Origin of the sequence: Fodinicurvata fenggangensis DSM 21160 (genome assembly GCF_000686045.1) — a bacterium.
Classification (GTDB): Bacteria; Pseudomonadota; Alphaproteobacteria; order Kiloniellales; family DSM-21159; genus Fodinicurvata; species Fodinicurvata fenggangensis.
This window is the reverse complement of sequence record NZ_JMLV01000001.1, coordinates 449,988-463,637: the sequence shown is the minus strand read 5'-3', so window position 1 is coordinate 463,637 and position 13,650 is coordinate 449,988. Positions and strand designations below refer to the sequence as shown.

Sequence of the window (13,650 nt, the reverse complement as noted above, 5' to 3'; positions counted from 1 at the left end):
CCTATGAGGTGCAGGAAGGCGATACGCTGTTCAGTATATCGAATGACACGCAAACACGATTGACGGAACTGGTGGATCTGAACGAGCTGGAGCCCCCCTACGAGCTGTCGCCGGGGGAAAGATTGCGCCTGCCCGAGCGATCACGGCAGACAGAAAGCCAGCAGCAGGCGCCGTTGCAGCAAGAGGACACGCAAGTACAGGAACCGGCTTCGGATATGGCCTCCGTAGAGCCGGCCGCTGCAACGGGAGCTGGAACGGAACCAGGGGAAAGCGAGGAGGAGCGGACCGAGACCAAGGCCCCCGACATGAGTCAGCCCGAGAGCAGCGACATTCCAGTGGCGGCCGAGACCGGCCCGATTTCGGATCCGCCTGCCTTGACCGGGCAGGGCTTCTCATGGCCGCTGCAGGGTGAAATTCTCTCGCGGTACGGAGCGCAGGGCGATGGGCAGCACAACGATGGCATCAATATTGCTGTATCGGAGGGCACGGTCGTCCGCGCCAGCGAGAATGGCGTTGTCGCCTATGCGGGCAATGAACTTCGTGGATTCGGCAATCTGCTGCTGGTGCGCCATCAAGACGGTTGGGTAACGGCCTATGGGCATAACAGCCGCCTTCTGGTCGGGCGCGGTGCGGAAGTGGAGCGCGGCCAACCCATTGCCGAGGCCGGCAACTCGGGCAGTGTCTCACGGCCACAGCTTCACTTCGAAATCCGCAAGGGGACCCGTGCCATGGACCCGCTTGAATTGCTGGAGGAGTGATTCAGCTCAAGCGTTGACCAAGGCGGCCCGCAAGTTCCTGTGTGAACTGCCAGGCGACACGTCCGGATCTCGCACCACGCGTCACGGACCACTCCACGGCTTGCTGCTTGAGATCCTCATCCTCAACCTCCAGACCAAAGTGTCGGGCATAACCACGCACCATAGCCAGGTAGGTTTCCTGATCACAGTTGTGGAAGCCCAGCCACAAGCCAAAGCGGTCCGACAGGCTGACTTTCTCTTCAACGGCCTCGGAGGGCATGATGGAAGTCGAGCGCTCGTTCTCGATCATGTCCCTGGAAAGGATGTGACGCCGATTCGAGGTTGCGTAGAACAGCACATTCTCGGGTCGCCCCTCGATGCCGCCTTCAAGGACAGCCTTCAGCGACTTGTAGCTTGTGTCTTCCTGTTCGAACGACAGGTCGTCACAGAACAGGAGGAACCGCCTGTCCTGGTTTCGCAGCAGGGCAAGCAAGCCGGGCAGGCTGGGAATATCCTCTCGGTGAATTTCGACAAGGGCCAGCTTGTCGAAGCCTTCGCCGTCGGCTTCCCGGTTGATCTTTTCATGGACCGCCTTGGTCAGGGAAGATTTCCCGGTGCCCCGTGCACCCCAGAGCAGCGCATTGTTGGCGGGCAGCCCCTTGGCGAAACGCCGTGTATTGTCGAGCAGGCTGGCCTTCTGTTGTTCTATACCTTCCAGAAGATCCAACTCGACGCGATTGACCTTTTCGACCGCTTGGAGGGTTCTGCTGTCCGGCATCCAGACGAAAGCATCGGCAGAGTCGACATCCAGGACACTGTCCCTTGCAGGAGCCAATCGCTCAAGGGCGTCCGCAATCCGTTGCAGTTGCTCTGTCAATGCGGCGCCTTGCTCGGTTTCGGGTGACGAGACGTTCATACCTGCGTGCTGCCCCGGCTTCATCCAAAGGCCTGAAGGCCGGTCTGTGCACGGCCGAGTATCAGGGCGTGAATATCATGCGTGCCTTCGTAGGTGTTCACGGCCTCGAGATTCATGACGTGGCGTATGACGTGATACTCGTCTGAAACACCATTACCGCCGTGCATGTCGCGCGACATGCGCGCAATGTCCAGGGCCTTGCCGCAGGAGTTCCGCTTGATGAGCGAAATGGCTTCGGGCATCAGCTTGCCCTCATCGATCAGGCGACCAACACGCAGGGCCGACTGCAAGCCCAGAGCTATTTCCGTCTGCATGTCTGCCAGCTTCTTCTGGATCAACTGAGTGGCGGCAAGAGGTTTGTTGAACATCTTGCGTTCCAGGGTGTAGTCACGCGCGGCATGCCAGCAGAATTCGGCAGCGCCCATGGCGCCCCAGGCAATGCCATAGCGCGCCCGGTTGAGGCATCCGAAGGGCCCCTTGAGCCCGCTTACATTCGGCAGGAGGTTTTCTTCGGGAACGAAGACATCCTCCATGACGATTTCGCCCGTGATCGAGGCCCTGAGGCTGAATTTTCCCTCAATCTTGGGGGCGGACAGACCCTTCATTCCCTTTTCCAGGATGAACCCCCTGATCTTGTCGTCAGGATCGCTCTTGGCCCAGACGACAAAGACATCGGCAATAGGTGAGTTCGTAATCCAGGTCTTACTGCCTTTCAGCTGATAGCCGCCATCGACCTTCCGCGCCACGGTACGCATCGAAGCAGGATCCGAGCCGGCATCCGGCTCGGTCAGACCGAAGCAGCCGACCCATTCACCAGTGGCAAGTTTGGGCAAGAACTTCTTCTTCTGCTCTTCGCTTCCGTAGGCGTTGATGGGGTGCATGACCAGGGATGACTGTACGGACATGGCGGAACGAAAACCGCTGTCCACACGCTCAACCTCACGGGCGATCAAGCCATAGCAGACATAATTGACACCGGCACAGCCGTATTCCTCGGGCAAGGTGGCCCCAAGGAAGCCCAATTCACCCATTTCCTTCATGATCTCGCGGTCGAAGTTCTCGTTGCGATTTGCCTCGAGTACGCGCGGCATGAGGTTGTCGCGGCAGTATTGCCGTGCCGCATCGTGTACCATGCGCTCATCTTCAGTGAGCTGCTCATTCAAAAGGAATGGATCCTCCCAAACGAAACGGACCTTGTCGTTGGAAGGTTTGGTGCCCGAGGGGGCATCCTGTGCTGTGCTCATCGTCTACTCCAGCTGATACTGCAGGTTCGGGCCGTAACATATCCCGGAAGAATGGGGATCGAAAGCCCCACCTCTGATCGGCAGATATGTTCAACCCCATCCGGTTAATGCGCTTGTTGAGTGCTGTTTCGAATAATCAGAGCAAAAAGTCCGTTTGTTGAATTGAGTATATAAAATCCATTTGAACTCATATGCTTAAGGGCAAATCTGGAATATTTATTATCAAATATTTTATATATGCTACTTTTGCGAATCCCGCTACCATCAGGACGCGGCATCTGAGAGACCGAGGTGCAATCTATGCAAAAATCGAAATAAAGGTCTTATAACTACCAGTTTTGGTATTCTCCGCTAATCATCCTGTTATCCACTTTTTTCGCAGTTTTTTTTCTTGCATCAGGCTGAAAAATCGGCTTTTCCTACTTCAGGGTAAGCAAGACCTCATAAAAAAAGACTCACCTCATAAGAATGGTGAGGGCAGGGGGCAGATATAACATGGAATATTTCGTACAGCAGTTGATCAACGGGCTGACGCTCGGGTCGATCTACGGCTTGATCGCAATCGGCTATACGATGGTCTATGGCATCATCGGCATGATCAATTTCGCCCATGGCGATATCTACATGATCGGTGCCTTTGTCGGGATCATCGGCTTCATCGTCATGGCCATCCTGGGGATCACGTGGATTCCCCTGGCCCTGCTGTTGGTCCTGGTGATGGCAATTGTGTTTACCTCCGTCTATGGCTGGACGGTGGAGCGGATTGCCTACCGGCCGCTGCGTGGGTCCCAACGCCTGGCTCCTCTTATTTCCGCATTGGGCATGTCCATCTTCCTGCAAAACTACGTGCAGCTGCTTCAAGGCGCGCGCGTGAAGCCCATGCAGCCGATGATAAGTGGAGGCCTGCAACTCATGGACGGTGGAGTAGGTGGGTTCACCGTTGGCATGAGCTATATGCAGATCATTATTATCCTGCTGACCGTGGTCCTGATGGCCGCGTTCACCTTGCTCATCACGAAAACGGCTTTAGGCCGTATGCAGCGTGCCTGCGAACAGGACAAGCTGATGGCAGCCCTTGTGGGTGTGAATGTCGATCGCACCATCTCACTGGCGTTTGTCATGGGGGCGGCCCTGGCGGCGGTTGCCGGCGTGATGGTTACGCTCTACTACGGCGTCATCGATTTCTACATAGGGTTTCTTGCCGGACTGAAGGCCTTCACCGCAGCCGTGCTTGGCGGTATCGGATCGATCGCCGGGGCCATGCTTGGCGGACTTGCCATCGGCCTGATCGAGGCGCTTTGGTCAGCCTATTTCTCTGTCGAGTACAAGGATGTTGCCGCCTTCTCGATCCTCATTCTGGTGCTGATATTCAGGCCCAGCGGTTTCCTTGGAAAACCCGAAATCGAGAAGGTCTGATCCATGGCTGTAGAAACTCAAGTTTCCTCTTCGGAAGAAAATGGCCGACCAGCCCTCGATTGGCAGGCAATCGGCCGTGAGCTGTTCTTCACGGCCTTGGTGGCCTTTGGCCTGACCTTTGTCCTGGTCGGTATGCAGACAGCCGACCGTGGCGGCGAGCTGATCATAATTCCGCGCTTCACGGATGTGGTCTATGCGATCGTGATGCTGACGCTCGGGCGCTTCGGCTACATCATGTTGCGTTATCGGCGCGCTTCGTTCGTGCTGATTGCCAGCCTTGCCGCCTTTGGCCTGTCTTTTGTCCTGCCGTTTCCGAGCCTGTTTCTGGAAACCATGTGCATGGTGGGCGGGTTGCTCATTGCCCTCATGGCGGTCGTTACCCTGATCCGGCATCGCCCCGGAATCGACATGCGCGAGCGAGATCGCGCCATGGACAGGGCAGCTGCTCGTTTCCAGGAGCTTTCACGCTTCATCGGTCCCATTCTGGTGGTTTTCGCCATCATCCTGCCGTTTCTGCCCTTCATGGACAGGCAGTACATCGATATTGCGACGCTGCTTCTGATGTACATCATGCTGGGTTGGGGCCTGAACATCATTGTCGGCCTGGCTGGTTTGCTGGATCTGGGATACGTGGCTTTCTATGCCATAGGCGCCTATTCCTATGCGTTGCTGGCCGTGTCCTTCGATCTCAGCTTCTGGGTTTGCCTGCCCCTGGCAGGTGTCCTGGCCGCGCTCGGAGGATACCTGCTGGGTTTCCCGGTTCTGCGTCTGCGCGGAGATTACTTCGCCATCGTCACTCTGGGGTTTGGCGAGATCGTTCGAATCATCCTGCTGAACTGGTACCAGTTCACGGGTGGTCCCGATGGTATTGGCGGCATTCCGCGCCCAAGTTTCTTTGGCATTGCAGAATTCCTGCCCGCCTCTCGGGACGGGATCACCTTCGCCGAGCTTTTTGGCATCGACTTTGATCCCATGCACCGTCTGATCTTCCTTTATTTCCTCATTCTGGCGCTTGCATTGCTTGTCAACATGGTATCCCTGCGGCTGAGAAAGCTGCCCCTGGGCCGGGCCTGGGAGGCCTTGCGCGAGGACGATATCGCCAGTCAGTCACTGGGCATCAATCGAACCAACATCAAGCTTGCCGCCTTCACGATATCCGCGGCCTTCGGCGGCTTTGCAGGATCGTTCTTTGCCACACGCCAGGGCTTTATCAGTCCCGAAAGCTTCACTTTCCTGGAATCCGCCATCATCCTGGCAATCGTGGTCCTGGGGGGAATGGGCAGCCAGTTGGGTGTGGTCATAGCCACGATTCTCCTCATCGGATTGCCCGAGGTTTTCCGCGAACTTGAGCAGTACCGCATGCTGGCATTTGGTGCCGGCATGGTCCTGATCATGCTGTGGCGCCCACGTGGACTTCTGGCGCATCGTGACCCCTCCATCCTGCTTCACGGCAGGAAAGGCCCCGGTGCGGACAGGATTGAAGCGGAGCAGAAAGCGGCGGAGGCGACACGATGAGTGCACTGCAGAAAACGCCTCTGCTCGAGGTTCAGCATCTCACCATGCGCTTCGGCGGTCTTGTAGCCATCGATGATGTCTCCTTTGCTGCCAACAATCGCGAAATCACAGCCATCATCGGCCCAAACGGGGCGGGGAAAACAACGCTGTTCAACTGCCTGACGGGTTTCTATAAGCCTACGGTTGGCTGTCTCAAGCTGACACGCGACAACGAGGACTATCTACTGGAGCGCATGCCTGGCCATGATATTACCAAGCATGCCCGGGTCGCGCGGACCTTCCAGAACATCCGGCTTTTCTCCCGAATGACGGTTCTGGAAAACCTGTTGGTTGCACAGCACAACAAACTGCAAAGGGCGTCAGCCTTCACGCTTGCAGGCCTGCTGGGTCTACCGGCCTACAAGCATGTGGAGCAATCTGCAGTCGATCTGGCCCGCTTCTGGTTGGACCGGATCAACCTGACAGCCAGGGCGGATTTTGAGGCTGGCAACCTTCCGTATGGAGATCAGCGCCGGCTGGAAATCGCGCGTGCGATGTGTACGGAACCGGCGCTTCTTTGCCTGGATGAACCTGCCGCCGGACTGAACCCACGGGAATCCGCGGCCTTGAATGACCTGCTGCTCGATATCCGAGAGGAGATTGGTATCGGGATCCTGTTGATCGAGCACGACATGAGCGTGGTCATGCGCATATCGGATCATGTCGTTGTACTGGATTACGGCCGAAAGATTGCAGATGGCGAGCCGGAAGCCGTGCGCAACGATCCCGAAGTCATCAAGGCCTACCTGGGTGAGGAGGACACCGAGGAATTGCCCGATGTCATCAAGCAGGATGTTGAGGCAGCCGCGAAGGAGGAGAATTGATGCTGAACATTTCAGGCGTTCACACCTTCTACGGCGCAATCGAAGCCCTGAAAGGAGTCAGTCTGGAGGTTGAGACAGGCGAGATCAGCACGCTGATTGGCTCGAACGGTGCGGGCAAATCGACACTGCTGATGACCATCTGCGGATCACCGCGTGCGCGTTGGGGAAAGGTTCTCTTCGAAGGCAGGGACATCACGAAGATGCCGACCCATGAAATTGTGCAGCTGGGTATTGCGCAATCCCCGGAGGGACGCCGCATTTTCTCGCGCATGACCGTGTACGAGAATCTCCAGATGGGTGCCATTCGCAACACCGAGGATCGCTTTGAACGCAATATAAGTCGCGTCTTCGAACTCTTCCCGCGGCTAAAGGAGCGCCGGAACCAGCGTGGCGGCACTTTGTCCGGTGGAGAACAGCAGATGCTGGCCGTCGGGCGCGCCCTGATGAGCGAACCGCGCATGCTGCTGCTGGATGAGCCTTCCCTGGGGCTGGCCCCCATGGTGGTGAAGCAGATTTTCGAGGTCATCAAGCAGATCAACCAGGATGACAAGGTAACCGTCTTCCTGGTCGAGCAGAATGCCTTTCATGCGCTCAAACTGGCGCATCGTGGGTATGTGATGGTTAATGGCAACATCACCATGAGTGGCACCGGACAGGAGCTTCTGGTCAATCCAGAGGTGCGTTCAGCTTATCTCGAAGGCGGGCATTGAGGAGAACTCGAATGTACGAATTTCTCGGAACAGAGCCTGCCGTCTTCGTCGGATTGACGCTGATCCTCTTTGGAGGGTTGTCCTATCTGTCCGGGCAAGCGCTTGCGAATAACTGGCTGCCGTCGTGGCAGTCTCTGCCGTATGGTTTCTTGCTGGGGTTTGCGGACCGCTTCTTGACCTATGCGCTTTTCGAAGGGGTTCTGCTGCACCCAGTCGGATATCTTGTGAATTCCCTGATCCTGATCGGCATCATGCTGTTCGCTTATCGCGTGACCCAGGTTCGGAAGATGATCAATCAGTATCCCTGGATCTATGAGAGAGCCGGCATACTGAGTTGGAGAGAGAAAGAGGGCTGAATTTAAGAGGTGGGAGAGATCCACACCACACAACATCGGTGCCCTAAGCAGCCCCATTCTGGGCTCAAGTGACAGCTGCATCATGGGGATCAGCCCCGCCGCCGGAAGATGGTGCAGCTTTGGAAAAGACTTTCCGGTATCTAACAGGGAGTACAAGGAATGAATAAGTTCTCTATAGCCGTTGCCGCGGCGGTCGCTTTTTCCGGCGCCACCCTTGCGGCAGCTCAGGCCGAAGTGCAAATCGCGACTGTCGGCCCATTGACAGGCCAGTATGCGTCCTTTGGCGAACAGATGCAGCGCGGCCTTGAGAAGGCGGTGGAAGATCTCAATGCCAACGGTGGCGTGAATGGTGAAGAGGTTGTCGGGCTGGTCGAAGACGACGCTTGTGACCCGAAGCAGGCGGTGGCTGCTGCGAACAAACTCGCGGGCGAGGGGGTGCGGTTCGTTGCCGGTCATTTCTGTTCCGGATCCTCGATCCCAGCCTCTTCGGTTTATATGGAATCCGATATTCTTCAGATTTCTCCGGCCTCGACCAATCCGGACTTTACGGACAAGCCCTTCGAAGAAGGCTGGTACAACGTGTTCCGTACATGCGGACGCGACGATGCCCAGGGTATCGTTGCCGGGAAGTATCTGGCTGAGAATTATGAAAGCGGCGAAATTGCGATTCTTCACGACAAGACCGCCTACGGCAAAGGCCTGGCCGACCAGACAAAGGCTCAGTTGAACGAACGGGGAGTCGAAGAGGGCGTTTACGAAGCCTATACGGCCGGTGAACGTGACTATTCTGCACTCGTCTCGAAACTGAAATCCGAAGGTATCAAGGCCATCTACGTGGGTGGGTATCACACGGAAGCCGGCCTCATGATCCGCCAGGCGCGTCAGCAGAACTATGAGCCACAGCTCGTTTCCGGTGACGCGCTCGTGACCGAGGAATACTGGAACATTACCGGCGATGCCGGTGAAGGCACCATCATGACCTTTGCACCGGATCCGCGGAAGCTGCCGGAAGCAGAGGAACTGGTTGCGGACTTCCGTGAAGATGGTTATGAGCCCGAAGGCTATACCCTCTACACCTATGCTGCGGTCCAGGTCTGGGCCCAGGCTGCGGAGGAGACCGGTTCCTTCGATACAATGACCCTGTCGGAAGCCATCAAGGGCAACACCTTTGACACAGTGATTGGAGAGATTACCTTCGACGAGAAGGGCGATCCGGCCGATCCGAACTACGTCTGGTATATCTGGGAAGACGGTGAATACAGCGAAATGTAATCACAACACTTCCGCTGGATGAAAGTGAACGGCTCGGTTGAATAAACCGGGCCGTTCCTGTCTCTGGTGAGCTGTATTATCAGCGTTAAGACATATTTTATGAACAGCTATCTATCCTGCTCGTATGCCGAATCGTAAAGCATTGATCGAATTCATACGCGTGGGCGCTTATGTGAAGGTGTCCGCTGTCGACCCCGAGACTCTGATAGAAGTCTCGATCGTGGGGCAGCCCTCGCGTGGAGAGGCTGCATTGAAGGAACTCGCAGTCAAGAAACTGGAGTATGTTTTGAGGAAGAAGGGACTGCGCCCCTCGATCAATGATGCAGGATCTGCCCCAGGAACAGTTTGAGACGATCCGATTCCGGATTGTTGAAGAAACGCTCCGGATCGTTCTGCTCGACGATATCTCCGTAATCCATGAAAACGATCCGATTGGCCACGGTCCGTGCAAAGCCCATCTCGTGTGTGACGACGAGCATCGTCATGCCTTCTTCGGCCAATTGGGTCATGACATCGAGCACTTCCTTGATCATTTCCGGATCGAGAGCCGAGGTCGGCTCGTCGAAGAGCATGATCTTGGGCTTCATGCAGAGAGAACGCGCGATGGCCACGCGTTGCTGCTGCCCTCCCGAAAGCTGGCCTGGATACTTATCTGCCTGTTCAGGGATTTTCACCCTGTCCAGGTAATACATGGCCGTTTCCTCGGCTTCCTTCTTGGGAACCTTGCGCACCCAGATCGGAGCGAGAGTCAGGTTTTCCAAAACTGTTAGATGTGGGAAGAGATTGAACTGCTGAAAGACCATGCCGACTTCGCGACGGACGGCATCGATATTCTTCAGATTGTTGGTCAGGGAAATGCCGTCGACCACAATGCTGCCTTTCTGGTGCTCCTCCAGAGCATTGATGCAACGGATCAAGGTTGACTTGCCCGAGCCGGATGGTCCGCAGACAACGATCTTCTCACCTGACGCGACAGTCATGTTAATGTCGCGCAGCACCTGAAAATCTCCAAACCATTTGTTGAGATCCTTGATCTCGATGATGGGATCACTGCTGCTGGCTGGAGTCTGATTCTTGGCTGTGCTCATGGTTTCGTTTCTCCTAGCGCCGGGTACCAGTATACAAGCGCTGTTCCAGGTACTGCGAATACTTAGACATGAAAAAGCAGAAGACAAAGTATATGATAGCCGTGAAGAGGTAGGCTTCCTTGTAGAAACCTCTCCAGGCCGCATCGGTCAGGGCCGCCTTCGTTGCACCCATCAGGTCGAACAGGCCGATGATGATGACCAGCGATGTATCCTTAAAGAAGCTGATGAAACTATTCACAAGTGCCGGGATTGAAATCCTCAGGGCCTGCGGCAAGATGATCAACCGCATCTTCTTCCAGTAACTCAGCCCCAGGCTGTCGGCTGCTTCATACTGACCGCTAGGCAGGGACTGAAGGCCACCACGCACGGCCTCGGCCAGATAGGCGGATGCGAACATGATCAGGCCGATTTGAGCCCGCAAAAGCTTGTCGATAGTCAGTCCCGTGGGCAGGAACAGTGGAAACATCACCGATGCCATGAAGAGGATCGTGATGAGAGGAACCCCACGAATCAATTCGATATAGGTTATACAGATCGTTCGTATCGTCGGCATGTTCGAGCGGCGGCCCAATGCCAGAAAGACGCCAATCGGAAAGCCGAACATCAGGCCAAGTCCGGAAAGAAGCAGAGTGAGGGGCAGCCCCCCCCAACGAGTATTGGGCACATAGCTAAGGCCCAGAATACCGCCCCACATCAGAATGGCGATGGCCGGAACTCCGATCACCCATGCGAAGATCAGTGACTTTCGCCAGGCTTTCGGATGGCAGCTGAGAGCCACAAGGGATACGAAGATGATCATGGCGATTGTGGGACGCCATTGCTCTTCGAATGGATAGAGGCCGAAGAGTATCAGATTGGCCTTCTCATACAGAAAGGCCCAACAGGCTCCATCTGTCTGTCGGCAGACCGTGGACTCCACATTTCCCCACACGGCATCGAGAATCGCCCAGTCGACGAAGGGAGGAATAGCCTTGTAGAACAGCCAAAGAATCAGAATCGTCAGGAGCGAGTTGTACCAGGTATTGAATAGATTGGCGCGCAACCAGCCAATGACACCGACTCGCGTAACAGGCGGGCGCTGGGAGGTTTCGCTCATGTGCTGAGTGTTGGGCATTGTCATGGGTCAGCGCTCCACCAGGGCAATACGGCTGTTGTACCAGTTCATGAAGACTGAGATTGCCAGACTGAAAGAGAGATAGACGGTCATGAAAATCGTGACAGCTTCGATTGCCTGACCAGTTTGGTTCAATGTGGTGTTACCGACGGACACTAGGTCCGGGTAACCGATCGCCACTGCAAGAGAGCTGTTCTTGGTCAAATTGAGATACTGGCTGGTTGTTGGCGGCACTATAAGGCGCAAGGCTTGCGGCAGGACGATAAAGCGCAAGACACGCACACGCCTCAGTCCCAGTGAAGCAGCTGCTTCCGTCTGCCCATGATCGACCCCGAGGATGCCTCCGCGTACAATTTCCGCGATGAAGGCTGAAGTGTAGGTGGTCAGACCAAGCAGCAAGGCCCCAAACTCGGGAGACAAGGTTATACCGCCCTGGAAATTGAAACCTTCCAGTATCGGGAGTTCGAATACGACCGGGGCACCGCCCACCATCCAGGCGATGATTGGCAGAGCGAGAATCATGGCCAGGCTGCAGGGAAAGACGGGAAATTGGAGTCCGGTGCGGTTCTGACGGCGTCTGGCCCAGGCACGCAATGCGAGGCTCAGTAGAATTGCGAGCAGGAGGGCAATGCCCATGTAGCCATGAACAGGGTCGTCGACAGGCGCCGGGATCATGAATCCGCGGTTGCTGAGGAAGACCCCCGGCATCGGTTCAAAGGCCTGGCGCGGAGAGGGCAGGGTAATAGTGATTACACCATACCAGACGAAAAGCTGGAGGAGAACGGGGATATTGCGCAGGATCTCGACGTAGGCCGAGGCCAACTTGGCAACCAGCCAGTTTGTCGAGAGACGCAGGATTCCTACGATCGTCCCCAGTATCGTGGCCAGGATAATTCCCAGCAGGGCCACCTGAAGGGTATTCAGCAGGCCGACGAGGAAAGCCCGACCATAGGTGTCCGAGGCCTCGTAGCTGACTAGGGATTCACTTATCGAGAATCCGGCGCTGCGATCCAGGAAGCCAAAGCCCGTGGAGATGTTCCGCTCTTCCAGGTTCTGCAGCGTATTGGAAAAGAGATACCAGCCGGCGAGGATTACCAGCCCCAACGCCACCGCCTGGTAGATGATCGAGCGCGCCTGGGGATCATGCCAGAGTGCAGCTACGCCCGTCCGGTTTGTCTCGACTCCGGTGGGTACCGTCACGGTCGAACTCCTCGTTCCCGATCCTGTTCTATCAAGATATTTTTTTGGGCGGGCACGCCCGCCTGTTCAGGGGAAGGGATGTAAAGGCAAAAGGCCGCCCCGCTTATAGCGCGACGGCCCTTTGCACTTCTTCTTTTACCGTACCGGCATGGCGTACATCAGGCCGCCATCAGTCCAGAGCCCGTTGATGCCGCGCTCGAGACCCAGATCGGTATCCGGACCGACATTGCGTTCAAAGATTTCCCCGTAGTTACCCACGGCTTCGATCGCGTTGTAAGCCCAGTCTTCTTCGAGATCCAGGTGTTCGCCCATGCCGGGTTCGGCACCCAGCAAACGCTTGATACCAGGATTCTCGCTGGTCTCGCGCATCTCTTCGAGGTTCTCGGAATTTACGCCATATTCCTCGGCCTCGATCAGGGCATAAACGACCCACTTGACGATGTTGAAGAACTCGTCATCGCCCTGGCGCACGGCCGGCCCCAAGGGTTCCTTGGAGATGATTTCCGGCAGGATCATGTGGGCGGTGGGATCCGGAGCTGTTGAACGAACGGAGGCCAAGCCCGAGGAGTCAGTCGTGTAAGCATCGCAACGGCCTGCGAAATAGGCCGCGTTGACCTCCTCGAAGTCCTCGATGACCACCGGCTCGAAGTCCATCTCGTTGGCACGGAAGAAATCCGCGAGATTCAACTCCGTCGTCGTGCCAGGTTGTACGCAGATGGTGGCACCGTCCAGATCATGCACACTTTCGACGCCAAGCTCCTTTCGCACCATGAAGCCCTGACCGTCATAGAAAGTGATCGGGGCAAAGTGCAAGCCCAGGGAGGTGTCACGGGTCAAGGTCCAGGTCGTGTTGCGAGACAGGACGTCCACTTCACCGGACTGAAGCGCCGTGAAACGCTGCTGTGCGGTTAGAGGGGTGTAACTGACAGCGTCTGCGTCGCCCAGAATGGAAGCTGCTATTGCCTTGCAGACATCCACATCCAGGCCCTGCCAATTGCCTTCACTGTCAGGATTGCTAAAGCCGGCTAGACCTGTGTTCACGCCACAGCGCAGTTCGCCACGATCCCGAACGGCATCGAGCGTTTCGCCAGCTATGGCTGGCATGGCAACCGCAGAGGCGGCGACAAAGGCGCCGGCAGCCAGGAATGATTTGAGAGTCATGAATCTACCCTATCCTGTTCTTCATTTTATCAGTTGTAAGTTTCTGGCTATACAGCCT

General features: G+C 56.3%; 14 protein-coding genes. 8 read left to right on the top strand and 6 right to left on the bottom strand.

The features are described 5' to 3' along the window. Nucleotides 1-8: 8 nt before the first annotated feature. On the top strand, nt 9-758 hold the full coding sequence (locus BP38_RS18560; protein ID WP_051608866.1) for a LysM peptidoglycan-binding domain-containing M23 family metallopeptidase: 750 nt from the start codon (nt 9-11) through the stop codon (nt 756-758). Between the two features lies 1 nt (nt 759). Here the strand turns inward: BP38_RS18560 and BP38_RS0102185 are convergent, their stop codons facing one another. Together BP38_RS0102185 and BP38_RS0102180 are read right to left on the bottom strand one after the other, a co-directional pair. After that, a complete protein-coding gene (locus BP38_RS0102185) occupies nt 760-1,653 on the bottom strand; it encodes an ATP-binding protein (RefSeq protein WP_051608865.1) in 894 nt (297 codons plus the stop codon). A gap of 20 nt (nt 1,654-1,673) precedes the next feature. Next, a complete protein-coding gene (locus BP38_RS0102180; protein ID WP_026986389.1) occupies nt 1,674-2,897 on the bottom strand; it encodes an acyl-CoA dehydrogenase in 1,224 nt (407 codons plus the stop codon). A 495-nt stretch (nt 2,898-3,392) separates the two neighbouring features. Between BP38_RS0102180 and BP38_RS0102175 the strand changes: the two genes are divergently transcribed. The 7 genes from BP38_RS0102175 (at nt 3,393) to BP38_RS23365 (ending at nt 9,378) form a co-directional block, all read left to right on the top strand. Then, the gene (locus tag BP38_RS0102175; protein WP_026986388.1) at nt 3,393-4,313 is read left to right on the top strand and encodes an ABC transporter permease subunit; all 921 of its coding nucleotides are present in this window, start codon (nt 3,393-3,395) and stop codon (nt 4,311-4,313) included. A 3-nt stretch (nt 4,314-4,316) separates the two neighbouring features. Then, on the top strand, nt 4,317-5,828 hold the full coding sequence (gene livM, locus BP38_RS0102170) for a high-affinity branched-chain amino acid ABC transporter permease LivM (RefSeq protein WP_026986387.1): 1,512 nt from the start codon (nt 4,317-4,319) through the stop codon (nt 5,826-5,828). After that, nucleotides 5,825-6,691 carry an ABC transporter ATP-binding protein gene (locus BP38_RS0102165; RefSeq protein WP_026986386.1) on the top strand — a complete coding sequence of 289 codons (867 nt, stop codon included), beginning with the start codon at nt 5,825-5,827 and terminating at the stop codon, nt 6,689-6,691. The genes livM and BP38_RS0102165 overlap by 4 nt, the downstream gene beginning before the upstream one ends. Then, nucleotides 6,691-7,401 (top strand): ABC transporter ATP-binding protein, encoded by a 711-nt coding sequence (locus BP38_RS0102160; RefSeq protein WP_026986385.1) that lies wholly within the window; start codon nt 6,691-6,693, stop codon nt 7,399-7,401. The genes BP38_RS0102165 and BP38_RS0102160 overlap by 1 nt, the downstream gene beginning before the upstream one ends. Before the next feature lie 11 nt (nt 7,402-7,412). Further along, nucleotides 7,413-7,757, top strand: a complete 345-nt coding sequence (locus BP38_RS0102155) for a DUF6867 family protein (protein WP_026986384.1) — start codon at nt 7,413-7,415, stop codon at nt 7,755-7,757. Nucleotides 7,758-7,916: 159 nt separating this feature from the next. Beyond that, the gene (locus BP38_RS0102150; protein ID WP_026986383.1) at nt 7,917-9,029 is read left to right on the top strand and encodes a branched-chain amino acid ABC transporter substrate-binding protein; all 1,113 of its coding nucleotides are present in this window, start codon (nt 7,917-7,919) and stop codon (nt 9,027-9,029) included. 124 nt (nt 9,030-9,153) lie between these two features. After that, the gene (locus BP38_RS23365; protein ID WP_081816395.1) at nt 9,154-9,378 is read left to right on the top strand and encodes a DUF6898 family protein; all 225 of its coding nucleotides are present in this window, start codon (nt 9,154-9,156) and stop codon (nt 9,376-9,378) included. Here BP38_RS23365 and BP38_RS0102145 read toward each other — a convergent pair. The 4 genes from BP38_RS0102145 to BP38_RS0102130 form a co-directional block, all read right to left on the bottom strand. Beyond that, nucleotides 9,344-10,117 (bottom strand): amino acid ABC transporter ATP-binding protein, encoded by a 774-nt coding sequence (locus tag BP38_RS0102145; RefSeq protein WP_026986382.1) that lies wholly within the window; start codon nt 10,115-10,117, stop codon nt 9,344-9,346. The genes BP38_RS23365 and BP38_RS0102145 overlap by 35 nt on opposite strands. A gap of 13 nt (nt 10,118-10,130) precedes the next feature. Next, nucleotides 10,131-11,237 (bottom strand): amino acid ABC transporter permease, encoded by a 1,107-nt coding sequence (locus tag BP38_RS0102140; protein WP_245602294.1) that lies wholly within the window; start codon nt 11,235-11,237, stop codon nt 10,131-10,133. Between the two features lie 3 nt (nt 11,238-11,240). Continuing rightward, nucleotides 11,241-12,431, bottom strand: a complete 1,191-nt coding sequence (locus BP38_RS0102135) for an amino acid ABC transporter permease (RefSeq protein WP_051608864.1) — start codon at nt 12,429-12,431, stop codon at nt 11,241-11,243. Between the two features lie 135 nt (nt 12,432-12,566). Beyond that, nucleotides 12,567-13,592: an amino acid ABC transporter substrate-binding protein gene (locus tag BP38_RS0102130; RefSeq protein ID WP_026986379.1), complete on the bottom strand. Its 1,026-nt coding sequence runs from the start codon at nt 13,590-13,592 to the stop codon at nt 12,567-12,569. Between the last annotated feature and the right edge of the window lie 58 nt (nt 13,593-13,650).

What these genes read in the sequence shown, in the direction of transcription:
- BP38_RS0102185 (WP_051608865.1), bottom strand. Translation starts at nt 1,653, where the DNA reads ATGAACGTCTCGTCACCCGAAACCGAGCAAGGCGCCGCATTGACAGAG.
- BP38_RS0102180 (WP_026986389.1), bottom strand. Translation starts at nt 2,897, where the DNA reads ATGAGCACAGCACAGGATGCCCCCTCGGGCACCAAACCTTCCAACGAC.
- BP38_RS0102175 (WP_026986388.1), top strand. Translation starts at nt 3,393, where the DNA reads ATGGAATATTTCGTACAGCAGTTGATCAACGGGCTGACGCTCGGGTCG.
- livM (WP_026986387.1), top strand. Translation starts at nt 4,317, where the DNA reads ATGGCTGTAGAAACTCAAGTTTCCTCTTCGGAAGAAAATGGCCGACCA.
- BP38_RS0102165 (WP_026986386.1), top strand. Translation starts at nt 5,825, where the DNA reads ATGAGTGCACTGCAGAAAACGCCTCTGCTCGAGGTTCAGCATCTCACC.
- BP38_RS0102160 (WP_026986385.1), top strand. Translation starts at nt 6,691, where the DNA reads ATGCTGAACATTTCAGGCGTTCACACCTTCTACGGCGCAATCGAAGCC.
- BP38_RS0102155 (WP_026986384.1), top strand. Translation starts at nt 7,413, where the DNA reads ATGTACGAATTTCTCGGAACAGAGCCTGCCGTCTTCGTCGGATTGACG.
- BP38_RS0102150 (WP_026986383.1), top strand. Translation starts at nt 7,917, where the DNA reads ATGAATAAGTTCTCTATAGCCGTTGCCGCGGCGGTCGCTTTTTCCGGC.
- BP38_RS23365 (WP_081816395.1), top strand. Translation starts at nt 9,154, where the DNA reads ATGCCGAATCGTAAAGCATTGATCGAATTCATACGCGTGGGCGCTTAT.
- BP38_RS0102145 (WP_026986382.1), bottom strand. Translation starts at nt 10,117, where the DNA reads ATGAGCACAGCCAAGAATCAGACTCCAGCCAGCAGCAGTGATCCCATC.
- BP38_RS0102140 (WP_245602294.1), bottom strand. Translation starts at nt 11,237, where the DNA reads ATGACAATGCCCAACACTCAGCACATGAGCGAAACCTCCCAGCGCCCG.
- BP38_RS0102130 (WP_026986379.1), bottom strand. Translation starts at nt 13,592, where the DNA reads ATGACTCTCAAATCATTCCTGGCTGCCGGCGCCTTTGTCGCCGCCTCT.